This window comes from Entomobacter blattae (genome assembly GCF_014672835.1).
Taxonomy (GTDB): domain Bacteria; phylum Pseudomonadota; class Alphaproteobacteria; order Acetobacterales; family Acetobacteraceae; genus Entomobacter; species Entomobacter blattae.
Genome location: NZ_CP060244.1, coordinates 985,201 through 1,010,602 on the forward strand (window position 1 = coordinate 985,201; position 25,402 = coordinate 1,010,602).

The 25,402-nt window shown below is 48.2% G+C and carries 20 protein-coding genes and 2 pseudogenes; 14 read left to right on the forward strand and 8 right to left on the reverse strand.

What is annotated here, in order from left to right:
* Window positions 1-86: 86 nt before the first annotated feature.
* Both JGUZn3_RS04430 and glk read left to right on the forward strand, forming a co-directional pair.
* Window positions 87-1,214 carry a glycosyltransferase family 4 protein gene (locus tag JGUZn3_RS04430; protein ID WP_203414484.1) on the forward strand — a complete coding sequence of 376 codons (1,128 nt, stop codon included), beginning with the start codon at window positions 87-89 and terminating at the stop codon, window positions 1,212-1,214.
* A gap of 398 nt (window positions 1,215-1,612) precedes the next feature.
* Complete coding sequence (glk, locus tag JGUZn3_RS04435) at window positions 1,613-2,665, forward strand: glucokinase (protein WP_238996898.1); 1,053 nt, start codon at window positions 1,613-1,615, stop codon at window positions 2,663-2,665.
* 137 nt (window positions 2,666-2,802) lie between these two features.
* On the opposite strand, the gene JGUZn3_RS04440 is transcribed toward glk, so the two are convergent.
* From JGUZn3_RS04440 to JGUZn3_RS04465, 6 genes are all read right to left on the reverse strand, one after another.
* Window positions 2,803-3,585 (reverse strand): hypothetical protein, encoded by a 783-nt coding sequence (locus JGUZn3_RS04440; RefSeq protein WP_203414485.1) that lies wholly within the window; start codon window positions 3,583-3,585, stop codon window positions 2,803-2,805.
* A gap of 410 nt (window positions 3,586-3,995) precedes the next feature.
* The gene (locus JGUZn3_RS04445) at window positions 3,996-5,243 is read right to left on the reverse strand and encodes an aminopeptidase (RefSeq protein ID WP_203414801.1); all 1,248 of its coding nucleotides are present in this window, start codon (window positions 5,241-5,243) and stop codon (window positions 3,996-3,998) included.
* A gap of 310 nt (window positions 5,244-5,553) precedes the next feature.
* Complete coding sequence (locus JGUZn3_RS04450) at window positions 5,554-5,970, reverse strand: DUF4186 domain-containing protein (protein ID WP_238996899.1); 417 nt, start codon at window positions 5,968-5,970, stop codon at window positions 5,554-5,556.
* A 91-nt stretch (window positions 5,971-6,061) separates the two neighbouring features.
* Window positions 6,062-6,445 carry a hypothetical protein gene (locus tag JGUZn3_RS04455; RefSeq protein WP_203414486.1) on the reverse strand — a complete coding sequence of 128 codons (384 nt, stop codon included), beginning with the start codon at window positions 6,443-6,445 and terminating at the stop codon, window positions 6,062-6,064.
* A gap of 500 nt (window positions 6,446-6,945) precedes the next feature.
* Window positions 6,946-8,211 carry a tyrosine--tRNA ligase gene (gene tyrS / locus JGUZn3_RS04460; RefSeq protein ID WP_203414487.1) on the reverse strand — a complete coding sequence of 422 codons (1,266 nt, stop codon included), beginning with the start codon at window positions 8,209-8,211 and terminating at the stop codon, window positions 6,946-6,948.
* Between the two features lie 406 nt (window positions 8,212-8,617).
* Entirely contained in the window at window positions 8,618-9,283 is a 666-nt protein-coding gene (locus tag JGUZn3_RS04465; RefSeq protein WP_203414488.1) for an alpha/beta hydrolase, read from the reverse strand.
* A gap of 758 nt (window positions 9,284-10,041) precedes the next feature.
* Between JGUZn3_RS04465 and JGUZn3_RS12835 the strand changes: the two are divergent.
* The 9 genes and pseudogenes from JGUZn3_RS12835 to JGUZn3_RS12325 form a co-directional block, all read left to right on the forward strand.
* Window positions 10,042-10,407 (forward strand): annotated as a pseudogene (locus JGUZn3_RS12835) (aminotransferase class V-fold PLP-dependent enzyme); the annotation flags it as partial.
* A 12-nt stretch (window positions 10,408-10,419) separates the two neighbouring features.
* The gene (locus JGUZn3_RS04475; protein WP_203414803.1) at window positions 10,420-11,484 is read left to right on the forward strand and encodes a cysteine desulfurase family protein; all 1,065 of its coding nucleotides are present in this window, start codon (window positions 10,420-10,422) and stop codon (window positions 11,482-11,484) included.
* A complete protein-coding gene (locus JGUZn3_RS04480; protein WP_203414489.1) occupies window positions 11,465-12,631 on the forward strand; it encodes a cysteine desulfurase family protein in 1,167 nt (388 codons plus the stop codon). The genes JGUZn3_RS04475 and JGUZn3_RS04480 overlap by 20 nt, the downstream gene beginning before the upstream one ends.
* Before the next feature lie 263 nt (window positions 12,632-12,894).
* Window positions 12,895-13,209 carry a ferredoxin family 2Fe-2S iron-sulfur cluster binding protein gene (locus JGUZn3_RS04485; protein WP_203414490.1) on the forward strand — a complete coding sequence of 105 codons (315 nt, stop codon included), beginning with the start codon at window positions 12,895-12,897 and terminating at the stop codon, window positions 13,207-13,209.
* A 24-nt stretch (window positions 13,210-13,233) separates the two neighbouring features.
* The gene (locus JGUZn3_RS04490; RefSeq protein WP_203414491.1) at window positions 13,234-13,380 is read left to right on the forward strand and encodes a hypothetical protein; all 147 of its coding nucleotides are present in this window, start codon (window positions 13,234-13,236) and stop codon (window positions 13,378-13,380) included.
* A gap of 515 nt (window positions 13,381-13,895) precedes the next feature.
* Window positions 13,896-15,026, forward strand: coding sequence for a tRNA 2-thiouridine(34) synthase MnmA (mnmA, locus tag JGUZn3_RS04495; protein WP_203414492.1), 1,131 nt, complete (start codon window positions 13,896-13,898; stop codon window positions 15,024-15,026).
* Window positions 15,027-15,332: 306 nt separating this feature from the next.
* Complete coding sequence (locus tag JGUZn3_RS12575; RefSeq protein ID WP_203414493.1) at window positions 15,333-16,457, forward strand: glycosyltransferase family 4 protein; 1,125 nt, start codon at window positions 15,333-15,335, stop codon at window positions 16,455-16,457.
* Window positions 16,458-16,667: 210 nt separating this feature from the next.
* A complete protein-coding gene (locus JGUZn3_RS04505) occupies window positions 16,668-17,219 on the forward strand; it encodes a metal ABC transporter solute-binding protein, Zn/Mn family (RefSeq protein ID WP_275402867.1) in 552 nt (183 codons plus the stop codon).
* Between the two features lie 136 nt (window positions 17,220-17,355).
* Window positions 17,356-17,514: pseudogene (locus tag JGUZn3_RS12325) on the forward strand (PCRF domain-containing protein); the annotation flags it as partial.
* A gap of 353 nt (window positions 17,515-17,867) precedes the next feature.
* Here JGUZn3_RS12325 and JGUZn3_RS04515 read toward each other — a convergent pair.
* A complete protein-coding gene (locus JGUZn3_RS04515) occupies window positions 17,868-18,098 on the reverse strand; it encodes a hypothetical protein (protein ID WP_203414494.1) in 231 nt (76 codons plus the stop codon).
* A gap of 502 nt (window positions 18,099-18,600) precedes the next feature.
* Between JGUZn3_RS04515 and JGUZn3_RS04520 the strand changes: the two genes are divergently transcribed.
* The 3 genes from JGUZn3_RS04520 (at window position 18,601) to JGUZn3_RS04530 (ending at window position 22,394) form a co-directional block, all read left to right on the forward strand.
* Window positions 18,601-19,995 (forward strand): O-antigen ligase family protein, encoded by a 1,395-nt coding sequence (locus tag JGUZn3_RS04520; RefSeq protein ID WP_203414495.1) that lies wholly within the window; start codon window positions 18,601-18,603, stop codon window positions 19,993-19,995.
* 206 nt (window positions 19,996-20,201) lie between these two features.
* On the forward strand, window positions 20,202-21,200 hold the full coding sequence (locus JGUZn3_RS04525) for a CobW family GTP-binding protein (protein WP_203414496.1): 999 nt from the start codon (window positions 20,202-20,204) through the stop codon (window positions 21,198-21,200).
* A 99-nt stretch (window positions 21,201-21,299) separates the two neighbouring features.
* The gene (locus JGUZn3_RS04530; RefSeq protein ID WP_203414806.1) at window positions 21,300-22,394 is read left to right on the forward strand and encodes a WD40 repeat domain-containing protein; all 1,095 of its coding nucleotides are present in this window, start codon (window positions 21,300-21,302) and stop codon (window positions 22,392-22,394) included.
* A 235-nt stretch (window positions 22,395-22,629) separates the two neighbouring features.
* On the opposite strand, the gene JGUZn3_RS04535 is transcribed toward JGUZn3_RS04530, so the two are convergent.
* Window positions 22,630-23,895 carry a chloride channel protein gene (locus JGUZn3_RS04535; protein WP_238996939.1) on the reverse strand — a complete coding sequence of 422 codons (1,266 nt, stop codon included), beginning with the start codon at window positions 23,893-23,895 and terminating at the stop codon, window positions 22,630-22,632.
* Window positions 23,896-25,402 lie beyond the last annotated feature (1,507 nt).

Consider the following 25,402-nt stretch of genomic DNA (forward strand, 5'->3'; position numbering starts at 1 on the left):
TATGCCATTTAAACCTAAGGGGGAGCAGAAGCTAAAGCTGCAGCTTAACCCCTATGACAAGGTCTCTCCTATAAGATTTGGTGGTTATGAAGATTCTTGAAATTGCGAATGTTGATTTTTCGTTAAAGCAGTTTGTCCTCCCCTTAATGAAGCAGCTTAGACAGCAAGGTTGCGAGGTGATCGGGGCCAGTGCGGATGGGCCCTTATTGTCTGATCTTCGTAAGGAAGGGTTTAAGGTTGTAGCCCTTCCTTTAAGCCGTTCTTACTCCCCGTGGCGGAATATACAGGCTTTTATGGCCCTTGTGCAGCTTATGCGGAAAGAAAAGCCTGATATTGTCCATGCCCATATGCCTATTAGCGGTATTTTGGCCCGCTGGGCTGCCAAGCTTACTGGAGTGCCCGTCATAGCCTATACAGGCCATGGTTTTTTATTTAACCAACCAGGCCCTTGCTTTCGGAGGGCATTGTCTTTTGTGTTGGAATGGTTGACCGGTAAGATAACCGATATTTACTTCACGGTCTCTTCTGAAGAAGCAGAGCAAGCCAGGAGATTTTATATCCATCGCCATACTCGTGCCATCGGCAATGGCCGGGATCCGCACTGTTTCCATCCCGATATTTTTGCCCGCCGGGATATTCGTAAGCAACTCCAGGTGAAGGATGATGACGTTGTGGTGGTTATGGTTTCTCGTTTGGTACGCCATAAAGGATACCCCGAGTTGTTTGCAGCCATGCAGCATGTGCCAGAGGCCCTATTATGGATAGTGGGTGAAAAATTGCCTTCTGACCATGGTGAAGACCTCACCGAGGTTTTTGTCGATGCGGAAAAAACCCTGGGCAAACGGTTAAGGCTTTTGGGATACCGAAACGATGTGCCTGCTGTTTTGGCCGCTGCGGATATTTTTGTTCTTCCCAGCCTTTTTGAAGGGCTTCCCATGTCGGTTATCGAGGCGATGCTGACAGGTTTGCCCGTGGTGGCCAGCGATATAAAGGGCTGTCGCCAGTTGGTTAAAAATGGGGTTACCGGCTTGCTTGTTCCCCCTGGAGATAGTGCAGGGCTGGCCAATGCCCTTAATGAGCTGGTTCAGTCTTCACAAAAGCGTAATACTATGGGGCTTGCCGGGCTGAAAGAGGCTTTTATGCGTTATAATGAGAAAAATATCCTGAAAAATACGGCCAGCAGGTTGTTGTCCAAGGGGTCTAAAACGCGATAGTCTTGCAGGAGTAAATATTGTAGGCTCAAAATAAGGGTGGGGTCCTTGCACCTATGGCCTGGCTCTTATGGGGATGGGACGATTTCAATGCCCCTTATTGGGATCCTGATTTGCAACCCTTATTTGGGCTTATACTGTACTTTAGCTTTATATTTTTCTTTAGGCTTACATTTTTGGTAGCTGGCAGGTGGTGGTCACGGAAATTCCTTATCATGTCCAGAAATCCCGTCTTATTGAACAAGTTGCCGATCTTCTATTTGACCAAGCTTAATTTTATGGAACGTGTTTTGGCCTATTCGGTTTATATCTAAAAGATAGAGATAAAGAGGGCGTAAAGAATTTTTAGAAAATTTTAGGGTTTCCGTTTTATTTTTATTATTTTTCAGAGGGAATGGTTTATGTCAGAAAAAAGCACAGCAAAATCCGATTCAGTCAAACCCGAAAAAGATGTTATGGAGCTGATCACTGCTGATATTGGGGGAACCAATGCTCGTTTTGCTTTTGCCCGCGTGGCCAATGGGCGCGTTCTTGAAGTAGAAAAGGAGATTACCCTTAAAACAGCTGAGCATGCAAGCCTGCAGTTGGCGTGGGAGCATTTTGGGCGCCAGGTTGGTCGCACTCTACCGGACTCGGCAGCTATCGCCATAGCCTGTCCTATCCATGGGGAAGTTTTAAAGCTGACCAACAATCCGTGGGTGATCCGCCCGGCAGATCTGCCCGCCAAGTTAGGGGTAAAGAACCTGACCCTGGTTAATGATTTTGGTGCTGTAGCCCATGCTGTAGCCCATGTTGGTGAAGAGTCTCTCAAGCATCTTTGTGGCCCTAACAAAGCGTTGCCTCAACAGGGAGTTATTACCATTGTGGGCCCAGGTACGGGGTTGGGTGTGGCTTATCTTACCCTTTATCCAGGGGGGTATATTGTTGGGGAAACAGAAGGCGGTCACATTAATTTTTCCCCTGTCGATGAGCTGGAAGATAATATCCTTCGCTATTTACGTAGGCGTTTCCGCCGGGTTTCCGTAGAGCGGATTGTTTCAGGGCCTGGCCTTGGCAATATTTACGAAACCCTTGCAGCCAATGCAGGCTTAGCCGTGGCTCGCCAGGAAGATAAGGTGTTGTGGGATATGGCCCTTTCGGAAAGTGACCATCTGGCTTCGGCGGCGTTCGATCGTTTTTGTATGTGTTTGGGAACAGCTGCAGGCAATTATGCCCTTGCCCAAGGCGCAAGAGGGGTAGTGATTGCAGGGGGATTAGGCCAGCGCCTGGCAGACTTTCTTCCCCGGTCTGGTTTTGCTGAACGCTTTGTTGATAAAGGCCGTTTTGAGCGGATGATGGCAGATATTCCCGTTAAGCTCATGACTTACCCTCAACCAGGCCTCTTAGGGGCTGCGGCAGCTTTTGCCAAGAAATATACAGTGTCAGGCATAGCGGTAAGCGAGAGTAGGCCGTAATATCTTGCAGATCCTTTTAAAGGGGTTCTTACGTCTTCTTGAAAGGCGTTAGGCAAAAACCACCTTAACAGGTGGTTTTTTGTCGTTTGGCGGTCTGTTTTTATGACCTGTTTTTATAATCTAGGCAGAAGCGGGTATTACGGGGTGGCTTGCATGGCTTGGGCTGCTTTTATTAATCCTTCTGTTCCTTGGATATCCTGCTGGAGGAGGGTTATATTGCGAGCAGGGACTTTAATAGGCAATTGCGGAGAATGTAGGCTAGCATAGGTGAGAATAAAGCTGGTCATGCCGATCAGGAATTTTTCTGGTGTAAAGTGGCTGGTTTCAAGGATGTGAAGCAAGTTGGGCGTATGGCGTATAGTTTCGCTTTCCTCGGCAATTGTTCGTCCTTCAAGGGAGGGAAAGTGGATTCCGGCAGTTTTTCCTACCAGAAATACGGTGCGGGCGCGGTTGATAAAATCTGTGGGTAATTCATAGGCCATCGCCTTGGTAATATCCTCGCTAATGGCCTTGCGGGTTTGAGGGGGTAATGGGGTTCGGTGCTGAGCAGGGGATTGGGGGGCGCTTTGTGGATGGGAGCGGTGGCGCACATCTGCCGTGGGAGGTGTGTGCTGGGCCAGTTGGGTAAAAGAAGTGAAGGATGTTGAAGAGGAAAGTGTAGTATGGGGAAATGGTGATAGTCTCTTTAAGGCTGTCTTTTGCGCTGTGGTTTTTTGTTCTTTAGGGAAAGAATGATGCGGGGTTTTTCCTTCAAAAAAGATCCTTCCTCCGGAGGAAGTGGGAGAGAGGTTCTGCTCAGAACTTGGCCAGGCAAAGGCAGAGGAGAAAAGCTGAACGGGGAAGCCTGCTGCTCCTCCAACCAGAAGGGTTACGAGAATAAAAACTCCTGTCTTATAAAAACGGGGTAGTAGGTGGGCCATAGAGGGTAAGCACTCCATTATTATTCTTTTGAGAAAATTCTCTAGTTAGGAAATCCTCTGGGGGAAGGACATGCTCTTTGAGCAGGAATATCTTTGAGGGAGAAAAAGGCGCTTGCCTCCAATGAGAGGCTGCCCCCCCGAGAGGAGGCTACTCCTTGAAGGAGGTTACCCCTTGAGGGTTCCCTCTGAGAGGGGTTATCCTTCGAGAGAGGTTATCCCGAGGGAGCAGCAAGCCATTTCCTGGGCTTTTATTGGTCATCCATTAAGCTTTTCGACCAAAGAGCCATGAGGGATAGGGGGGAAATATGCTGCAAGAGCCTGGAATGTTCCAACAGCTGTAAAAAATTTCGCTGTAAAAAAATTTCATTGTGTTATGTCTCATTTATGGGTAGCTTTCCGCCGTAAAAGGGCTATACCCATTCCCCCTTGCGCATTAAAGGCTGCCTTTCCTGGGTTTGGCTTAAGCCATCAACATCGATTTCTCCTGACCCAATCATCCAATCGACATGAATGATGCTTTGATTAGCTCCTTTTTCCAGCAATTCCTTATCGCTTAAAGCTTCTGCATTCATCATGCATTTGCTGTAAGACTGCCCCAAGGCGATGTGGCTGGCTGCATTTTCATCAAAAAGAGTATTTTGAAAAAGAATATTCTGTTGGGCGATGGGAGAGGAGTGGGGAACTAGGGCTACCTCTCCTAGCCGTCTGGCCCCTTCATCGTTGGCAATCATGCGGTGGAGGGCATCTTCTCCCTTTGTGGCATGGGCTTCGGTAATGGTGCCGTCTTTAAAGGTGACCCGTATGTTATCGATTAAATTCCCCTGATAGGAGAGTGGCTTGGTGCTTTGCACGTGCCCGTTAACCCTCAGTCTATGAGGGGTGGTAAATACTTCTTCGGTAGGAATGTTGGGGTTACAAATAATACCGTTTTGGGTTTCTTCGGCTCCTGCTGCCCAAAAATGGTCATCAGCCAAGCCAATGGTCATGTCGGTACCGGGGCCGGTAAAATGCAAGGCAGAAAACCGCTGGGTGTTCAGTTGAGTGGCCTTTTTGTTCAGCTGGGCGTTATGGTCTTTCCACTCCGCAATAGGGTCTGTACCCCGAATGCGCGAAGCGGTAAAAATAGCCTCCCACAGATTTTCTACGGCCTGATCGATAGGAATATCTGGAAAAACCTTGGCAGCCCATTCCGGAGTGGCAAAGGCAACAATGGTCCAATTTGTTGCAAAGCTGGTGATAAGCTTCATGGCTTTTTGGTTGGCTATGCTAGAAGCCTTGGTGGCACGGGCAATACGTTCGGGGGCAATATCGCTTAATAGCGAGGGGTCTTCCCCCGTAATGGCCATACGGGCGGCACCGTTTTGAAAGGCCTCGGCAATACCATCGGCAAACCACTGGGAAGCATAGTCAAAAATAGCTTCATGACCGTAAAGGAATCGGGCTTTTTTAAGGATGTTGTCCGAAAAAATCGGCGTTACCTGGGTTGTTCCCACCTGATAGGCATATTTGGTAATGGTGCGCACGAGGGGGAGGGCTTCGATGGGAGCGCTGATGATCAGCTCCTGGCCTGGGCGAAGGTTAAGGCCGGCTTTAACTGCTACTTCTCCAAGTTTATCAAGGAGTGTGGCAAAGCGTTGGTGAGTGTCGGTCATAGTCATTCCTGGATAAGAGAGGAGTTTATAAAAACAGAAACACCCCCTAAAGGGAAGCCCAAAATGATAAATGATACCGGAATCAAAAACCATTCCTAGAGCTCTATCGATCACAACAACCATAAAGGGTTACCGACCCAAAAGGGTTCTAAGGGGCCTACGGTTTTCTTAAAGCCAATGCTCTGAAAGCCAAGTGCTGAGCGGTGGGCGGTGGGCGGTGGGATTTTAAGCCTTGAAGTTTTCAAGTCAAAGGTGGAGGGAGATTTTCAGCCAAAGTGGTTAACAAGGTGGTTAAGAGGTAAGGCAGAGGGAAAATTTAAGGGGCATTCAGGGGGGGAGGTTGGGAGGAGGAAATATTATGCTGAATCCATATGAGGATAAAAGCAACGATATAAGTCACTTCGGCGTCTGTCAGGGTTTGGCCTTTGGGAATATGGTGCCATTTTTGCAAACAGCTACGGCAGCATGTGGCGGTGGCATGCTGGGCTACAAAAACAGGGTGCCCTTTATAGGGGGTTTGTTTGCCATCTTTAGGGGGAAAGGCCGGTTGAAGGCGCTGCTTGATAAAAGTTGTGGCATGGTCTTCAATTGTCTTTATCCCCTTTTGCTGTACGTAGGTGCATAATTTAGAGCTGAGGCGAAATTTCCGGCGAAAAGCCGAGCCTTGCAAGGCTGTAAGACGTTGGGCCATCATCTCTTGAAAAGATGGGTCAGAACGGGGCGGAATGGTCATGTCTAAATGACCATGCCTAAAAGGTTAGCTTGTTTATGGGCATAGCTGTTTTTAATAGGGCCACGTTTTTAATGAAGTCATCCTTTGTATTTTAACGCTGATGGGAGTGCCAGCTGCCGCCGGAACCATACCATGGGCGGTGATTTTGCTGCTGTTTTGTATGGGTCTGCTTTCTATCAAAAGGATGGGATTTACGGCTATCTTGGCGGTAATTCCTCTCTTGGCGATCATTTTGTTGATAGTCTTGACGGGTCTCTCTTTGAGTACGCTGGTAGCGTTGCCTGCTAAACTCGTCTCGGGGGGAAACCTGGCCCGATAAAGGCTGCTGTCCAGAGGTAGGGGGCAGGGCCTGGGTGGTTGGCGGAGTGGTCTGCTGTGGGAGGGCGGCATCGTTAGGAGTTTGGGCCTGGGCAATGGAAGTGATCAAGCCATAAATGCTTGCAAGAAATAAGGCAGGAATAAAAAGGCGTTTCATTGGGGTATTCCTTATTTTCTGTTTGAATTAATAATGAGGGCTTTAAATAATGAAAGGCGATCAAAAAGGGAAAAGTTTATTACGTTATTGATAACTTATGGCTTTTCCGATTTTTTTACAATGTTGGGATTGCAAGAACATCAGTTCAAGAGAAGAAAATTCTCGCAGATTTCCTAAAAATTCCTGTTATTGAGCACGTTTTACACAATGAAATTTTTATACAATGAAATTATTGAGCACGTTATTAAAAAACTGTCTTAAAAAATCCAAAAAACCGTCTTAAAAAAGTCAGTACCGAGCAAACCTCTCTGAAACCTGGTGGGAGAATAGGGCATGGACTCTTCAAAGACTCTTCAAATTTTTTATTTTTTAAGAGTTTTTTATTTTTTTAAGACCCACGCCTTGAGGCGAATCAGCCCCGTTTTTCTTTTTTCTGCGCCTTTGTTTTCTTCTATGCCTTTTTCGATCAAGTTTTAAAAATCATTAAATTTTAAAACTCTTTATGGCTTTAAGCGCACGAGAATATGCCGTTTTTTGCCAAGGGAGAGTTTGAGTTGGCCCTCAACAAAATCCTTAAGGGTAATGGCCTGTTCTTCATCTTGTACCGCCATATCGTTTAAGCGCATCCCTCCTCCCCTGATTAACCGGCGAGCTTCTGCGTTACTGGTGGTCATTGCCGTAAGGGCTAGCAGTTTGAAAGCCGGCAGGCCATTTTCCAGTGCACTGGTTTCGATTTCCTTTACAGGGAGAGAGGAATGATGGCCTGTATGGCCCTTTTCAAACTCCTCAATGGCAGTTGCCAAGGCTTTTTGGGCCTTCTCGCGCCCATGGCATAGGGCTGTGGCTTCTGTGGCGAGGATTTTTTTGGCTTCATTAATTTCAGCACCGGGGAGAGAACCCAAACGTTCACATTCTTTAAGGGGAAGTTCTGTAAATAATTTCAGGAAACGGGTTACGTCTGCGTCTTCTGTATTACGCCAGAACTGCCAGTAGTCAAACACTGGGAGTCGTTCTTCTGAAAGCCAGACAGCTCCTTGCGCCGTTTTGCCCATTTTGCTGCCTGAGGAAGTGGTCAGAAGCGGGGCTGTGAGGCCAAAAACCTGCTGGCCCTCCGTTCTGCGGATAAGCTCAACACCTGAAACAATATTTCCCCACTGGTCGGACCCGCCCATTTGCAGGGTAATATTCTGAGTTCGGTAAAGCTCTCGGAAATCGTAAGATTGAAGGATAGAGTAGTTAAACTCCAGAAAAGTCAGCCCTTGTTCACGCTCAAGGCGAGATTTGACTGAATCAAACGAGAGCATGCGGCTGATGGAAAAATGAACCCCCACATCCTGAAGGAGTGAGATATAGGAGAGCTGGTCCAGCCAGTCTGCATTATTGGCAATAAGGGGCGTAGGGCCGTGAGCCTCCCCAGAGAAGAGAAGCTGGTGGATGTTTTTGCTAATGCCTTCAAGGTTTTTTTGAATGGTTTCAGCCGTCATCAGCTTGCGGGCTTCCTCGCGGAAGGAGGGGTCTCCGATGCGGGCTGTCCCGCCACCAAGCAAGGCTACAGGGGTATGGTGGTGTTTGCGCATAAGCCTTAGAAGCATCAGCTGCACCATAGAGCCTACATGTAGGCTATCGGCGGTGGGGTCAAAGCCAATATAGCCCTTTATAGGGCCTTTAAGCATGGCTTCATCAAGGGCTGCCAGGTCTGTTGCTTGAAAAATAAACCCTCTGGCTTGGGCTTCCTGAAGAAAGGGGCTTTTAAGTTCTGTGGTCATCGGAGCAATTTCGTTATGAATATATAAGAAGTATTAGAATAGGGATAGCCGAAAAAACAAGAAAAATTCTTAGGAAGTCAAATTTTTAGGGCGCAAGCTTTCTAGGGCCTCGGTCTTTCAGAATGTCCCAGATCAGAATGCCATAGAAGCGAGAGGCTTGAAAAAACCTGGGAAACAAAAGCCCGAAAAAAACAAGCCAGAGAAAAGTCAGAGCAATAAAAAGCCAGAGAGGCGCGATAAGATATTCAGGCAGAGAAAGTTTCATCCGAAAAGCCAAACAGAAAAGCTCACTTTAACAGTACAAAGCCAATAGCCGGAGTGCCAGGAGTACTAGAAGAAGAGCCGGAAAAAACAAAACACCCTGCCTTTTGACGAAGCAGGGGTTTTAAGGGGGAGGGTAAAAAGATTAATCAGCGGCCAGCATTAACGGGGCATGTTGCTGGCAAAGGTTGACATGGTGTTCAATCGCTTCACTGACATGCTCGGCATGGTTGGCAAAAACATGGTCTGCCCCATTGAAGATCCGATAATCCACCTCAACCCCTTTTTGGGTATTGAGCTTATCTACCAGCTTGCGGACTTCTGGCTCAGGCACAAGGTTGTCTGCATCGCCTGCAATCATAAGGCCGCCACAGGGACAGGGGGCCAGAAAGCCAAAATCATAATGGTTGGCAGGGGGGGCAACGCTAATCCAACCTGTCACCTCAGGCCTGCGCATTAAAAGCTGCATACCAACAAAAGCCCCGAAGGAATAGCCGGCAATCCACAAGGCTGTAGCATTGGGGTTGATGGATTGCATCCAGTCCAGGGCTGCTGCGGCGTCGGAAATTTCGCCGTTACCGCCGTCGTAGCGGCCCTGGGAGCGGCCTACCCCGCGGGAATTGTAACGTAAGACAGAAAACCCCATTTTCTGAAAAGAGCGGTACATCGTATAGGTAATGCGGTTGTTCATGGTGCCGCCGTGAAGCGGATGGGGGTGCAAGATAAGGGCCAAGGGGGCATCCTCATCAGAAGAATGGTGATAACGACCCTCAAGACGACCCACCGGGCCGGCAAACATGATCTCTGGCATTATATTACTATTCCGCAGTCTGCGCTGTTTGTTTAAGGCAAAACAGCCAAGTTATTGGGTGTGTCTTAATGATATAAAACGGCTAGGTTAAGAAAGGAAAAAAACCAATTTCTCCTTTTTCCGCAAGGTGCTATAGAAAAAGCACAATTTGGAAACGTAAAAACATAGACGCTCTCAGTATAAAATAGTGAATAGGTTTTAGGTATTTATGGAAATTAAGACCGATTCGATATGCTAAGTTATAACCTCCCTTTTTGAAAAATTATACAAAAAAAACGTTTGGTAAAAGTTTCTGTATGAAAATTTAGGAACCGATCACTATTTTTGTGAAAGGGGTGAGTGCTGTAATCTCGCCATAATTATGACTTGGACTCGTTAATGATACGTTAATAAAACAAAAAAATAGCCGACTAATTTTTTCTAGAAATAACGAACAGGGAGAACGCCAAGGAAGGCTTCTATAAGTCTTGTTAAAAAGTCAATTTTTATTAAATAGGAAGGGTTAAGGACAGTAAGAAGTAAGAAGTAAGAAAGAAGGGAAGGAAAGGAAAGGAAGGAGGAGAGGGGGTGATCAAACCGCCTTATGAGCGCTAAACTCATAAGTGCTCAAGGGGTTCCCCATGAACAGGCCTTTAAGCGGCTACAGGTTTGTGGGGAGTAATCAGGAAGAAGGAAGAGAAAGAGCCGTGCAGGATAAGGAAGGCCAAAACAGGCAGCAGGTCAGGCGCGCTGAGGTGGCCTTGAAGGGGCAAGCCAGTGTGTATCTTGATGCGAATGCCACAGAACCTCCCCGTCCAGAGGCTTTGGCAGCCTTAATGGAGGCGGCAAGCCTTACGGGTAACCCGTCTTCTGTGCATAAGGCTGGGCGTTTGGCACGTGCTCTGTTGGAAGATGCACGAGAAAACCTGGCCCATTTGTTTTCTGCCTCGGTTGAAAATTGTATCTTTACGTCTGGGGGCACGGAAAGCAATGTCTTGGCGATGCAGGCGTTAAGCCAGGGCAGGCGCCTTTATGTGGGGGCAACGGAGCATGATGCCGTAAGGAAGTTTTCTGCTCATTCCCAAATCTTGCCTGTTTTGCCTCATGGTGTTCTTGATCTTGAAAAGCTCGATCAGGCACTTTCTGCCCCAACCCCTATGGGATATGAAAGCCCTGCCTCTTTCAACTATAATCATGAAAGCAGGATTTCAGAAACTTTGTTCTCATCGCCTTCCCGATCACAGAGCCAGACTTCGGAAAACCTTCCTGTAAAAAATTCAGCGTTAAAAAGAGCGCTCGATGGGGCATCAGAAAGAGGGTCGAGAAAAGAGGTACCAGAAAAAGGAGCTCTAGAACAAGAAGCCGCCGAACAGTGGGGCGCTTCCCTCTCCCAATCGGGATTCGAGCAACCCACCTTACAGCACCCTTTTAGTCATTTTCTAGATCGCTCTTCGAGAGCAGGGGAGAATGGGAAACTGGTATGTGTGATGTGGGCCAATAATGAAACAGGCGTTATTAACCCGATCGCTGAAATTGCCCGTATCTGCCATAAACATAACGCGTTATTGCATGTGGATGCAGTGCAGGCTGCCGGGCGTATGGCCATTAATTTTGCAGAGAGTGGCGCAGATAGCATGGCTATTTCCAGTCATAAATTGGGGGGGCTTAAAGGCGCTGGGGCTCTTTTTCTTAAGCCGAGCCATTTTCGCCAAACCATGCCCTTAATGCCCCTTTTTGCAGGAGGTGGACAAGAACAGGGCCGCAGGGGGGGAACACCGGCTTTGCCAGCCCTGGTGGCCTTTGCTGCTGCTGCACAGGCAGCCTTATCAACCCTTGGCGAGTATCACACTCATCTTCGGGCCTTACGAGATGCCCTGGAGCAGGCAGCTGTAAAAGCCGGCGCGCTCGTAGCAGGCCAGCAGGCCGAGAGGCTGGTCAATACGTCAAGCCTGGTTTTAGCGGGCAAGTCTGGGGCAACTCAGCTTATGGCTTTGGATATGCTCGGGGTTTGTGTCTCTGCAGGGGCTGCGTGCTCTTCGGGTAAGGTGGCGCGCTCTCATGTGCTAGAGGCGATGGGCTATGGGCCTATGGCGGGGTGTGCCATACGGGTATCGCTTCCATGGAATGTGAAAAAGGAAGAGGTGGCTATTTTTATTGAGCGCTATAAGGGCATGGTGCAAACTTTTCAAAAGGGAGGCTCCCATGCAGCCCATTTATCTTGACAATCAAGCGACGACGCGGTGCGATCCCCGTGTGGTGGTAGAGATGTTGCCCTGGTTTGCTGAAGAATTTGGTAACCCCCATAGCAGCCACCATGCAAAAGGGATAAAGGCAGCCCAGGCTATTGAGGAAGCCCGCCAGCAGGTGGCAACCCTGATAGGGGCAGAGGAGCGGGAAATTCATTTTACTTCTGGGGCAACGGAATCCAATAACTTGGCCATAAAGGGGGCAGCCCGGTTTGCCAGCCTTTATCGCCCTGAGAGTCCTCGGCGAATTATAACCCTGGCGACTGAGCATAAATGTGTTTTGGAATCCGTTCAGGATCTGGCGGCAGAAGGCTTTGAGCCCGTTATCCTTCCGGTGCAGTCCGATGGATTGGTGGAGCCTGCTATGTTAGCCCACGCGCTGAAAACGCCCTCCTTGTTGGTCAGTATTATGATGGCCAATAACGAGACAGGCGTGCTTCAAGATATCCCAGCCCTTGCGGAAATGGTGCATGCGGCTGGGGCCAGTTTTCATGTGGATCTGGCCCAAGCGGTAGGAAAAATACCGGTAGATGTCAAGGGGATCAATGTTGATTTTGCCTCAATTTCTGCCCATAAATTCTATGGTCCAAAAGGGGTTGGAGCACTTTTTGTAAGGCGCAAGCCACGGGCACGCTTGGTGGCGTTATTTTCGGGCGGGGGGCAGGAGCGTGGCTTGCGGGCAGGCACGCTACCAACCCCATTAATTGTGGGGCTGGGGGCTGCGTGTAAGCTCGCCCAAGAGGAAATGCCCGCTGAAGGAGAAAGGCTAAAGGCCTTGCGCAACAGGCTGTTGCAGCAATTGCAAAAGGGTGTGCCCCAACTTTCCATTAACGGGAGTATGGACTATCGCCTGCCGGGAAATTTAAATGTCTGTTTCCCAGGAGTTCGTGCTCTCGACTTGATGGCTGCTGCCCCTTTGGTGCAATGTTCTACGGGTTCGGCTTGTACATCCAGCACGGTTTCCCCTTCTTATGTTTTAAGGGTCATGGGGCTTTCTGCAGACATGGCTGCCTCAGCTGTGCGGCTGTCGTTGGGACGTTTTACGACGGCTGAAGAGGTTGATAGGGCGGCATCTCTGTTATGCCGTGCATACCAGGTTGTATATTCTGCCGTAAAAGGGTAAGAAGCAAAAAAAGATGAACCTCAATAGGAGGAGCTGCCTGGTGCCCAGTTCTTGCAGTGTTCTTGCAGTCTTGGTATTGCTGGGCTAAAAACCTGTCTTTATCGCATAGCTTGTGATCGTAGAGTTTGTGACCGCAAAGTTTAGTGCCCGTAAAGTTAGTGCTTGGGGTTTGGTTTTAAGCCCCAGGCTATGAATATTGTTTTGCCGTTTGCCGGTATCTTTTATATCGAGAGCCGGTATGTTTTGTATCAAGAGGTTGTACCATGCCATCTATGATTTTTGTTGAAGCTGATGGAACCCATCGCGAGGTGGATGCCCCTGTCGGGCTTTCGGTATTGGAGATTGCGCATCAACATGGTGTGGATCTGGAAGGGGCCTGTGAAGGCTCCTTGGCCTGTGCAACCTGCCATGTGATTGTCGATCCTTCCTGGTATGACAAATTGCCCAAAGCCAGTGACGATGAGGAAGACATGCTCGACCTTGCCTTTGGGTTGGAGAAAACATCCCGTTTGGGTTGCCAGATTATTATGACAGAAGAGCTCGATGGCTTGGTTGTACGTTTACCCAAGTCGGGCTGAGACCCAAATCAGGCTGTGCAGGGCATGATATTTATGATGCTCGCAGGGGTGCAGAGCAAGGTTGCAGATAAGCTCAAAATTGCTCATTACGTTATTGATGCTGAAGAGCGTTTTCACACTTCTGCCATTCAGCTTTTTTCGGAGTTCTATGCCAGGGGCGAAATACTCTGAGCACACCGAGCTCAAAGGGTATTGGCCACAAAATACTGGCTTGCGGCTTCCCTTATAATAAAGTTACTCTAAGCTCTAAGCTCTAAGCTCTAAGCTCTAAGCTCTAAGCTCTAAGCTCTAAGCTCTAAGCTCTAAGCTCTAAGCTCTAAGCTCTAAGCTCTAAGCTCTAAGCTCTAAGCTCTAAGCTCTAAGCTCTTAAGGTAAAAGCAAAAAATTGTGTAAGGCCCCATTAAGGAGTTTGGGGGTTAAGGCTATGTTTTCTGAAGCGTAGGAGGAGAGCTGACACAATTTTTAGCTGACAAAAACCTTTTTTAGCTGACAAGGCCTTGCTGGCTTCTTTATAGAGTGAGGAGGAGATAGTGAGGAAGGAGCGCTTTAATTTAAGGAACGCTTTTAGGGCGTCTCTATTTTAGGGCATCTCTGCAGCTTCCCTATAAAGGTTACGGCGTTTAAAGGTTATTGCGTTTAAAATTTACTAAAGTCTATTGGGTTACACGGAAAAAAGGGGTCATCAAGTGCGGATCATGGTCGCGATGTCGGGGGGGGTAGATAGCAGCGTTGTGGCTGCCCGTCTGGCTGCAGAAGGCCACGAGGTTATCGGCGCAACCCTTCAGCTTTACGATTCGCGCGGAGAGGCTAAAAAAGGATCGTGCTGTGCGGGGCGTGATATTTATGATGCCCGCAGGGTCGCGGATAAGCTCAATATTGCCCATTATGTTATTGATGCTGAAGAGCGTTTTCGTACTTCTGTCATTCAGCGTTTTGCGGAATCCTATGCCAGGGGCGAAACACCTGTTCCCTGTGTGGCGTGTAATCAGGGGGTAAAGTTTACAGATCTGTTAAACATCGCTCATGATTTGGGAGCAGAAGCCATGGCAACCGGCCATTATGTGCGCCGCATAAAGGGGGAGGGGCGAGCAGAGTTGCATCGCCCGGTTGATGACTCACGTGATCAGTCCTGGTTCTTGTTTGCCACCACCCAGCAGCAGCTGGAATTTTTACGCTTTCCCTTGGGCGATATGCCTCATAAAGAGGCGGTTCGCGCTGAGGCAGCTCGGTACGGGCTAGATGTGGCCGATAAACCCGATAGTCAGGATATTTGCTTTATTCCCAGTGGGGATTATGCCCAGGTGGTGGAGGCTCTTCACCCGGACATGGCTCAGCCAGGCGAAATTGTAAACGCCCATGGCCAGGTCTTAGGTCAGCATGATGGGGTGATTCGCTATACTGTGGGGCAGAGCAAGCGTTTGGGGAACTTGGCCAGCATTAAAGGGGTGCGCCATATGGTGACCCAAATTGATGCCAAAACCCGCCGTGTTGTCATTGGTCCTAGGGATACCCCCCATATTCAGTCCTTTTTTCTGCGCGATGTGAACTGGCTGGTTGATGAACCAAGAGAAGAGCCCCTTTCCTGCACGGTTCAGATCAGGGCTCGTGAAGGGGCCAGGCCGGCTAAAATAAGCATTACACCCCAGGGACACGCACTCCAGGGACAGGTGCAGGTTCTCTTGCACGAGGCCGCCATGCCTGCCCCAGGTCAGGCTTGTGTTTTTTATACAGGCAGCCGGGTGTTGGGGGGCGGTTTTATTTTACCCAGCCCCACTTCTCTTAGCCATGCTGTAGACGCAATGGCCTCAACCCCGTAAATTTTGCCCTGGTGATAAAGGCCCCTTGTTATAAAATTGTTATAAGGGGGGATTAACAGGCTTGAAAACTAAATGGAGGAGGGAGTGATTCGGGCTTGCCATGGCCTCGCTGATGAGCAGATTTGGCTAAACTCTACAGGGCAAGTTCCACAGGAGCTCCATAGGGGCCAAGCATTATAGGGTTAAGCATTACAGGGTTACAGGGCCAAGATCATAGGGAGTGGAGGAAAGTGTAAAAATTGGCCGACTGGTTTCTGTAATTTCCCAAGCTCCATAGGGGGTAGAAGAAAGGGTGAGGGCACAACCATGCGTGTTTTAAGCGTATTGCCCCCGCGGGAGGGGTTTTCAGACCATAATATTGGGGCTATTGGATTATTGGTGGCCCATCAGGCTGTTCCGGGCGATAGGATTGTAGGCCGAAGCTTGCCCCCTGGGGTTAAACCTTATAGGCAGAAGGTGTTTTTGCCAGTACCCTCTCCACCGTGTTGGTTGAGCCCTTTTCCCCTTAAGGCGGCAGCCCGTTATGCCGCAGGGGTGAGCAAGCTTATTAACCGTGTGAAGCCCGAGCTGGTCGAGGTGCATAACCGCCCGGAAATTATGCTCAGGCTTATCCGTCGTTTTCCTACTCTTCCCTTTATTCTCTATATTCATAACGACCCGCAGGGGATGCGAGGGGCAAAAACAGTGCGGCAACGTAGCCTGTTACTGCGCAAAAGCCAGGTCATGTGTGTTTCGCACTGGTTAAGGGCGCGTTTGATTGAAGATGTGCCAGAAAAATTGGCAAATCAGTGTGGGGTTTTACCCAATAGTATTGCTGTTCCCCCCATTGAGGACGTTCTGCCTCTAAAGCAACGGCAAAAAACTCTGCTCTTTGCTGGCCGCCTGGTGGCTGATAAGGGAGTGGACCTCCTCCTTAAGGCATGGGAGGGTGTAAAGCCCCATAGGCCAGGGTGGCAACTGAGGCTGATTGGTGCTGACAGGTTTTCGCCAAACAGCCCTACAACGCCCTTTCTGAAAGAGTTTTTACCTATGGCGCACAAGGCTGGGGTTCGTGTGGATGGCTATCGCCCTCATCAGGATGTGCTGCAGGCGATGGCTGAAAGTGCAGTTGTGGTGGTGCCTAGCCGGTGGGAAGAACCTTTTGGCATGACAGCGCTTGAGGCGATGGCTGCAGGAACCCCCGTGATTGCGGCCAATCGTGGGGGCTTGCCGGAGGTTGTAGGCCAGGGGGGGCTTGTGCTCAACCCCGAAGATACGCAAGGCCTTATTCAGGCCCTTTTATCTGTCACTGGTGATCAAGCCTTATGGGGCGCTCTTTCTGCCAAGGGCTATCAACAGGCCTGCCAGTTTGCTCGTGAGGATATTGTCAGGCATAGGCAATCTTTACGGCGGGCTGTTTTAAGGAAATACCCTTTTGGGCCCTTACGGTAAAGCGGTAAGGCGTAGAAAAATTTACGGGAATTATTACGGGAAATTTTATAGGAATTATTTTATTACGAGAAATTTTACTGGGGGAGGATCACATGATAACCTCCAATAGCTGCCTCTGCCAAAGTGGACATACCAGAGTGGACATAAGAGAAAGGCACATGCTCTAAAAGGATAGGGTTTCAAACTTGAGAAGGCAGAAGCGCCGAAGCCATTCTCAGTGGTAGCCTTCAGGACCCCCATCTTTTTGAGTTACCCCCTATGGCGGTAAAAACTATCGAACATGGGGCAGTGTTTATAAGAAATGGGATGGGCTATGATAACTGGTTTGAAAAAATATTGACCTCTCATGTTATCTCGCGCGATAAAATGATCTGTGTGAGTTGCTTTCTGGCTTTAAAAGAAAATACCAACCCGCATTTGTGGTTTTCTGTGCCAGATATGAAAAAATTAGCCATTCGGTTATCAGAAAAATTTTCGGCCCTTCTTCCAACCCAAAAGGTTGTCTTTGCTGATAACTTGGCTCGATTTGAGAAGACCTTAGATCAAATAGAAGAGAAGCAGCAGGAGATTCGCCAGCGTTTCTCGGATTTATCCTATGCGGCGACAGAGCCGGTTTTTAATATCATGCTGGATAGTTTAGGGTTTCATACCATAAATATGACTGTGCTACCCTTTTGGAGAAACACGCTCAGCTCTTCTATCAGGGTTTTCCTGCCTGTTGGGGTTTGGCCGTGGGAGGATTTGGCAAAGTTTGGGCAGTGATATCTCTCTGTTCAAGAAGGGGATTTTATCCTGCAGGCGATCTTTTGGTGGGGTCTCCAGGGTGCCGCATGATATCTTGAAAGGGCTTGGGATTGAAGCTTTGTCGGAATATCTTATTGAAATTTTAGAACTTGGTGACAATGAACTGGGTGGTCTTAAAGAAGGAATAGCCAATATCACTGGTCGAACTGTGTTTGCCAGGCATAAATATGAAACAGGCGTGCATCGGGTACAGCGTGTAATTGTCACTGAAAGTCAGGGGCGTATCCATACGTCTACTGTAACGGGTGCGGTTTATAGTATTCCCTCTCACAAATCTTGGCTTTTGCGATATCTGGGGCAATATCGGCCAATTCAATGGGGATTCTCACAGGTTATTCTCACAGGCCCTATTGAACGCCACCACTCTTCTCTACCTCCTGCTCCCCTGTATAGTCCACCGTGGAACTCACCCTTTCTATGTAACTCGCCCTTTCTATAACGTCGGCACCTATTATTCTTGCCAGTGAAACAATCTGTGGTAAAACAGCCTACAATCGGGATCTTAATATTAGCCTCAAGAACGAAATATCACCGCTTACAGAGAAAATGACATTCAAAGTGTTTACAGGCTTTAGGGTGTAAAGATTAATGATCGCCATATTAAAGTTATCGTGGGGAAGAGGCTGCAAAAGGTCGAAAATCAAGAGCCCAATGATGCAACAGATCGATGATATAACAGGTTTTAGTGCTACGGGGAGAGAAAGGCTGTATATCAACCAGCTCCTGAAGGAGTATAATACTTCCTTGGGGTAACTCCTTGGGATAATACTCCGTGGGGATACGCCCTTGCAGCTTGCCCTTAAAGCCAGTATTTAAAGGCTGAGCCCTAAACGGCAAAGGTTTTTCTCATAGTGGAAGCAGGTGATCAGCTGGATTTTCGGTTTTATATGTCGAAGGGTTTGGGAAGAAAGAGTGTGGGTAACCCAGAGGGAAAAGAGGGGCTTAGATATAACCACCGGTTATAGGTTGCAACAGGGTTTGAACAGCGATAGACACTGGGTGTTGATGGGCCTATTTTGATGAAGCCCAAATTTGAGTGTGGAGTTGGAACATGTCCTTTTGAGCGCTAAGGTGAATTACAAAAAGAAGAAGCCTAACTGGAAATTGAACATTTATTTTCTGGAGCGTGGTTTTTAGGGAGCCCTTCTATAGAGGGAAGAGTGCAGCTTACTATACGCTCCATGATATGCCCCACAACTCTTTTTGGTTCACAACATTTTTGGCCCATATCTTTTTGGTCTACGACCTTTTTGGAGAGTATGTTTATTGATTTAAGGGGCTTATCCCAATGATGCCAGCCTAATACAGAGATAGCCTAACACAGAGGTAAGAGAAAAGTGTGAAGAGTAAAAATTTTGTAGCTCCCCTTGATGCGCAATTAAAAATAGTAGGCTGTGGAGCCGTTTTGCTACTGCCTTTCTTTTTAACCCATTTTCGGGGTGGGGCAGAGGTGATCATAACCCTTACGAGCCTGTTATTTCTTCTTCATTCGACCCTTACTGCCTCTTGGGGGTGGATTAAACAGCCTATAGTGGTGGTGATGGCCTTATGGTGGCTCTGGGGGGTTATATGCTCCCTTCCGGTAAGGCCCATTTATGGTGGCCAGGTGGGGAGTTTTTTTCAATCTCTCGTCGTTGTACGGTTCTTGCTTTTTGTTGTGGCCATGCAGGTATGGCTGCTGGTCTCTACGCGGATGCAGACTCTTTTGAAAATTCTGTTATGTGTGTGTTGTGCTTATATTGTAGGCCAAATTCTCTTTCAGGCGATATTTGGGGTTAATTTTTTTGGTCAGCCCCGTTATTTTGATGGTACCTTAACAGGCCCCTATACCAAACCCAGGGCAGCGGCTCCTTTATCACGCCTGTTATTGCCGGTTTTACTTTTGGCCTGTTCGGCTTGGTGGCAGAAGGTTGACGATAAAACCAGACATGAAGGAAACACTTCCCTCCTGGTGCGATTGGGAACAGGAGCAGGCATGATAGTTTTACTGGCAGGGGGGTGTACGGTTATGGCCCTCGCTGGCCAGCGCATGCCTTTTTTACTTTTTGGATTGGGGGTGTTCATAGCCGCCTTGTGGATTAGCCAATTGCGTTGGGTTGTCGGTGTTTTAGCTGTTCTGGTGCCGGTTATTTTAGCAGGGGTGTATTATGCCTCACCGGGTAGTTTCCAACATTTGGTGATTTTGTTTGAAAATCAGATAAGCCATTTTTCTTCCAGCCATTATGCCCGTATCTATGCCAGAACCTGGCAGATGATTGAGGCCTACCCTTGGCTAGGGATAGGGTTTGATGGTTTTCGCTATGAATGTGCAAACCCTGCTTATTGGCATGACATGGTGCTTGTTCCTACCCCAGTAGGGAATGGGGGTGGAGCTGAAATTTGTGTGCAGCATCCTCATAATCATTATCTAGAGGCCTTAAGCAATGCGGGCTGGCCGGGCCTTCTCCTGTTTGGGGGGATGGTGGTAAGCTGGTTGGTGGTGCTGGCCAAGGGGTTGGCAGCCCTGCCAAGACAGCGGATATTCAGCGATAAAAAGGCCTGGGGTGTTGGGATTTTTGCTGCGGTTTTTATTCAGGAATGGCCTATCGCTTCTACCAGTTCTTTTGTGAATATGCCTTTGGGAGGGTGGTTTTTTTTATTGCTGGCTATGGGAATGGCAGAGTTTGCCCCTATATCCACTACAAGGACATCTTCACCTTATGGCCGCCAGAGAAATGAGAGGTTAGAGGAATGAGAGGCCCAAGGAGCGAGAGGCCAGAAAAGTGAGAGGAAAGAGTATTTTCCCATAAGACCAAGACCATAAGAGTATATTTTAAGTTATTAAGACCAGGTTTTGAAGTTATAAGACAGCTTGTTGATCAGCTTGATAGGAAAAAACCCATGCCAGAGAGCCCCATGTCACAGAGTCCCATGTCACAGAGCCCCACACCAAAGATATCTATGCCAGAGACTTTGACCTCTCCTCATCCCGCTTCTGCTGCACAGCAGACTATTCCTGTAACAGTGCTGACCGGTTATTTGGGAGCAGGCAAAACCACTTTGCTCAATCATATTCTTACTGCCGACCATGGGCATAAATATGCTGTGGTTGTGAATGAGTTTGGGGAACTGGGGATTGATAATGACCTGGTCGTGGATGCAGACGAAGAAGTGTTTGAAATGAATAACGGTTGTATATGTTGTACAGTCCGTGGTGATTTAATCCGTATTTTAGGCAGGCTTATTAAGCGCAAGGGCCGGTTTGATGGCATTATTATCGAAACCACTGGCCTGGCAGATCCAGCTCCCGTAGCCCAAACCTTTTTTGTGGATGAGGAAATAGGCCGTCAGACCCGTTTGGATGCGGTGGTAACGGTGGTTGATGCCAAGAATTTTCTGCAAACTCTGCAAGAAAGTCAGGAAGCCTCTAACCAGATTGCTTTTGCTGATGTGATTATTCTCAATAAGGTGGATGTGGTTGATGAGGAGACCCTTAAGGCCGTGGAAGCCAAAATCCGTACTATTAACCCTTTAGCCCCTTTGCATAAAACGGCCAATGGTCAGGCCAGGCTTGAGGATGTACTGGATCAGGGTGGGTTTGATCTTGAGCGTGTGTTAAAAAAAGTGCCAGACTTTCTAGAGTCTGATCACCATGACCATAATGAGGATATTATCAGCATGTCGTTTGAGATGCATGACCCTATTGATGGTCGGCGCTTTCAAGCTTGGATTGGCGAATTGCTCCAAGACAAAGGAGGCGATATGTTACGGACAAAAGGCATTCTCGATTTTGCTGGAGAAAACCAGCGTTTTGCTTTCCAGGCCGTGCATATGATGGTGAATGGCGATTTTATTGGCCCTTGGAAAGAAGGCGAACCACGGGTTTCACGCTTGGTTTTTATTGGTCGTAACCTTAACCGCCCGCAGTTACGCCGTGGTTTTGAAGGCTGCAAAGCCTAACAGGGAAAGCCTTCTTCTCCCTTTATTGTGCCTTTAGTCAGGAACCAGGATATGCCTCAAACACCTTCTCCTCATATGTTGCCCCAAGGGGTTTCTTCTATGCCTCCTTCTGCTTCAGCAAGGGGAAAGGGTTCAGCACCTTTTTCCTCGTTGATCGATACCCGGGGTACTTTTTTAAAGGTTGAGCGTTTTATTGAATCCTGTGCGGTTTCCCAAAATGGGCAAAATTTTCTTTTTGCCACTTCAGAAGGGGATGTCTGGCTGGTGGCGCGTAAGGGGTTGAAGGATATCTCTTCTTGGCAGCAAATGGCTGTTCATGAAGGGCCAGTCTTGTGCCTTTCTGCCGATTGTAAGCCCGAGAGTTTCTTGACAGGGGGGGAAGATAACAGCCTGCGCCGTATTCATGCCGATGGACGTGTAGAGATTCTTTATACGGGCAAGCGCTGGGTGGAGCACTGCACCAGTTGGGTTGATGAGAAAGGCAGGAATGGGATGATCGCCTTTGCTTCTGGCAAGGAAGTGGTCTTGCTTAACCCAGAGGGAAAGGTCATCAAACAGCTTTCGCATGCCTCAACCGTCAGTGGCCTGGCTTTTGATGCCAAGGGCAAGCGTTTAGCCACCTCGCATTATAATGGGGCATCGTTATGGTATGTGCATGCGAGTGAAGACAAACCTCAGGAATATCACTGGAAGGGCAGCCATATCGGGGTGGTCCTTCACCCACAAGGAGAAGCCCTGGTGACCACCATGCAGGAGAATGAGCTTCATGGTTGGCGGCTGTCAGATGGCCATAATATCCGTATGAGCGGCTACCCTCGGAAGGTGCACTCCCTATCATTTTCCCGAAATGGAAAATGGTTGGCCACCAGCGGGGCCGATACAGTGGTCATGTGGCCCTTTTTTGGGGGTGGGCCCATCGGCAAGCCGCCGGTAGAATTGGCCGGCATTCCAGGCGTAATCTGCAATAAGGTGGCATTCCATCCCCAATTTGACCTGGTAGCAGCAGGCTTTTCCGATGGTACGGTCTTCTTAGCTGACACAAAGTCAGACCGTATGATGCCCGTAAGCCTTTCAACCCATCAGTTAGGGCCTGTATCCTGTCTGTGTTGTTCGCCTGACGGGGAGATTTTAATGTTTGGCACAGAGGACGGCACCATGGCCGTGGTTGACCTCTCCCTGAGTGCAGTATCCTAACATCCTAAGGGATGGTATTTCTAGATGGTATTTCTAAAGGAATGGTGATTTCTATCGAATAGGGGAATGGAACACGAATAGGGTGCCTGGAAAGAGGGTGCTGGAAAGGCTGGGAGGGGGGCATTTTTTACGGCCGTCTAAGAGGGATTTTGTCATGATGAGAGAGATCATGGGTGAGAGGAATAGAGGGATAATAGGCAAGAGGAATAATGACCCGATAAAACGGGGATAGCCTTTATGGCTTCGGTAGGCTGGGAGAAACTGCGGGGTGTTCTTGCACGGCAAGCATGTTTTTTGCCAGTGAGCTGTAGAGGGGGTGGCTGATAAAGCTGGAAATCCCATAGGCAGCAAAAGAGGTGGCAAGAAGGGCAAGAAGGATCTGCTGGTTATCCGTCATTTCCATAACAATAACAGCAGCGGTCAGCGGGGATTGCACAACGGCTGAAAAATAGGCAACCATTCCCAGTAAAACCAGGGTTCCCACTGTCGCATGGGGAAAGAATTGGGCTACCCATCCCCCAAGCCCTGCACCAATGGCCAATGAGGGGGCAAATATTCCCCCCGGAATGCCCGAACAGTAAGACACAATAGTGGCCAGAAATTTAAAAATAAAAAACGAAGCCGGATAATGGGCATCACCAATGACAATTTCCTTGGCTTGTTCATAGCCCGTGCCATAGGTGGTACCGTGGGAAATCAGCCCGATCATGGCCAGAACCAAACCACAAAGAGCCGCAAAGCTTACGGGGTGGCGGTTGAGCCATCCCCCTATTTTTCCGGGTAATCCCTTGGAGGTGGTGATAAGGATGCGGGAGAAAAGGCCGCCAGAAATTCCGCCCAGTATGCTACAGGCCATAATCCCTAGCCACTCTACCCCCACAGGCAGCCCCACATTGGCATGGCCAAAATAGGAGTAGTTTCCAATTAGCGCAATGGTGGTTACCCCAGAGATAACAACAGCGGCCAAAACAGTACCTGTTGTTTTTTGTTCAAATGAATGGCTCAGTTCTTCAATAGCAAAAACAATTCCCCCCAAGGGTGTGTTAAAGGCAGCGGCAACACCTGCCGCCCCACCCGCGAGAATAAGACTGCGGCGTGCGCCAATAGCAGTTACTTTGCCGAGTTGGCCAAAATTATGCAATAGGCTGGCCCCCACCTGGCATGTGGGCCCTTCACGGCCAATGGAAGCCCCACAAGCCAACCCCAATAGGGTGAGCAGAATTTTCCCCAGGGCTGTTTTAAGGGCCAAGATTTGATCTACCGTTTTCATGTCAGACATGTGTAGGCTGGCAATAACCTGGGGGATGCCGCTTCCCTGTGCGCCTTTAAAATAATTTCGTGTGAGCCAGATGGATAAGGCAAGTCCAGCTGGTGAGAGGGCAAGCATGATCCAGGCGTTTGTGTGGATGAGCTCCTTTTGCCATTGGGCAATAAGGTTGGCGATACTGGCAAAAACTACGGCAACAAAACCCACCAATATAGCCCCCACCCAGTAGGTCAGCTGCTTACGCTACTGTTCTGGTGCAAACCAGGCGGTTCGGCGAAGAGAGAGAAGAGGTTTATTGGGATGGAAAGATGGCATGGCCCTGAAACAAGAAAATGAAACTCTGAAGGTTGCGATAAAAGGAAGCGGTTTGCTGAATTCAATATGACCTGAATTATCTGAGATAGATATTTATCACTTTTTCTAAGAAAAGGTAATATTTGTTAAAAGATGAAACTGTTTAAATCCCTGCTTTCACGCTTTTCCGTTTCTTCTCCTTTCCTTGAGTGTTCTTCTTGAGCTCCAGTGCTGCGGTTTTAGGGGGTGGTTTGGCAATGGTTTTGGGGAGAATCTCGGGGAGTATTTAGTGATTATTGGTGTAAATGCTGGCTTTGTGTTTTATCCGTGAAATACCAGCGTAATAGACCTCTTTGGTTGTAGTATAGGAGCAGGTTTCAATATTGACCAGCACCCGATCAGAGCTAAAGACACTGAGGAGAAATGAGAACAGGAGGCATGAGAAGAAGAAGGTTAAAAAATGAAAGAATGGGAGAAAGTGCTTCTAAAAAATAAAATAGTCTAAGGATTATGGGTCTATAAGGATTAAGGCTCTAAAAGAAAAGGGTTGGGAGGATAGTTGAGGGGATAGATGAGGAACATTTTATCTCAGATGATAGAGCTTTTTAGTTGTGAATGTTTTTATAAAGCTTTTTAGAAAGAGTGCATAGCGTATCGTAAGCCTTAATAAGGCGTGTTTGAAAGAGAGATATTTCAACCATGCTTGATAAGAGCAGATGGTGGAAATGCTTGTGGTAAAAGTCTTCTGAATATGCGCATTTTTTACCACAGCCCGTTTGGGAAATGTGCCCTATCTTTGCACAAGGTTATATATCGCTCCAAAAATTCTGAAACAGGTAAAATACCCTTTATGGAGAAAGATCCCTTAATGGTAGAATCGTTATTTTGCTCGTAGAAAATATGGTTAGCCTGGGTATTAAAAACGCCATAGCCTGAGCCGTCTAACAAAGGTAATGGCATTCTGTTCGCTGTATCCGAATAGGCATTTTTAAACCCTTGTTTGATCATAGGCTGTATGCCACCATCAATGCCCGGGAAAAGTGGGCAAGCCTAGGGTTTTTCTGAAATGCCCTTGCTAAGGGAGAACACTGCGATCAACTTGCTTAAGACCTTCGACTAGCTTGGAAATTTCCACATCGTAAGGGAAAATTGCCATTGAAGACATTTTTTGGAGATTTATTAGCCGAATTTACAGGAAAAGATGTTGGCTTTTCTAACCGAGAGGTTCAAAATACTTTCGCTGCCAAATAAGGTCCTCCTCTTGTGAGTCCTCCTCTTGTGAGTCCTCCTCTTGTGAGTCCTCCTCTTGTGAGTCCTCCTCTTGTGAGTCCTCCTCTTGTGAGTCCTCCTCTTGTGAGTCCTCCTCTTGTGAGTCCTCCTCTTGTGAGTCCTCCTCTTGTGAGTCCTCCTCTTGTGAGTCCTCCTCTTGTGAGTCCTCCTCTTGTGA

What these genes read in the sequence shown, in the direction of transcription:
- tyrS (WP_203414487.1), bottom strand. Translation starts at nt 8,211, where the DNA reads ATGACCACAGAACTTAAAAGCCCCTTTCTTCAGGAAGCCCAAGCCAGA.
- JGUZn3_RS04465 (WP_203414488.1), bottom strand. Translation starts at nt 9,283, where the DNA reads ATGCCAGAGATCATGTTTGCCGGCCCGGTGGGTCGTCTTGAGGGTCGT.
- JGUZn3_RS04430 (WP_203414484.1), top strand. Translation starts at nt 87, where the DNA reads ATGAAGATTCTTGAAATTGCGAATGTTGATTTTTCGTTAAAGCAGTTT.
- JGUZn3_RS04455 (WP_203414486.1), bottom strand. Translation starts at nt 6,445, where the DNA reads ATGAAACGCCTTTTTATTCCTGCCTTATTTCTTGCAAGCATTTATGGC.
- JGUZn3_RS04440 (WP_203414485.1), bottom strand. Translation starts at nt 3,585, where the DNA reads ATGGCCCACCTACTACCCCGTTTTTATAAGACAGGAGTTTTTATTCTC.
- JGUZn3_RS04530 (WP_203414806.1), top strand. Translation starts at nt 21,300, where the DNA reads ATGCCTCCTTCTGCTTCAGCAAGGGGAAAGGGTTCAGCACCTTTTTCC.
- glk (WP_238996898.1), top strand. Translation starts at nt 1,613, where the DNA reads ATGTCAGAAAAAAGCACAGCAAAATCCGATTCAGTCAAACCCGAAAAA.
- JGUZn3_RS04525 (WP_203414496.1), top strand. Translation starts at nt 20,202, where the DNA reads ATGCCAGAGACTTTGACCTCTCCTCATCCCGCTTCTGCTGCACAGCAG.
- JGUZn3_RS04445 (WP_203414801.1), bottom strand. Translation starts at nt 5,243, where the DNA reads ATGACTATGACCGACACTCACCAACGCTTTGCCACACTCCTTGATAAA.
- JGUZn3_RS04450 (WP_238996899.1), bottom strand. Translation starts at nt 5,970, where the DNA reads ATGACCATTCCGCCCCGTTCTGACCCATCTTTTCAAGAGATGATGGCC.
- JGUZn3_RS04475 (WP_203414803.1), top strand. Translation starts at nt 10,420, where the DNA reads ATGGGATATGAAAGCCCTGCCTCTTTCAACTATAATCATGAAAGCAGG.
- JGUZn3_RS04490 (WP_203414491.1), top strand. Translation starts at nt 13,234, where the DNA reads ATGATATTTATGATGCTCGCAGGGGTGCAGAGCAAGGTTGCAGATAAG.
- JGUZn3_RS12575 (WP_203414493.1), top strand. Translation starts at nt 15,333, where the DNA reads ATGCGTGTTTTAAGCGTATTGCCCCCGCGGGAGGGGTTTTCAGACCAT.
- JGUZn3_RS04480 (WP_203414489.1), top strand. Translation starts at nt 11,465, where the DNA reads ATGCAGCCCATTTATCTTGACAATCAAGCGACGACGCGGTGCGATCCC.
- JGUZn3_RS04485 (WP_203414490.1), top strand. Translation starts at nt 12,895, where the DNA reads ATGCCATCTATGATTTTTGTTGAAGCTGATGGAACCCATCGCGAGGTG.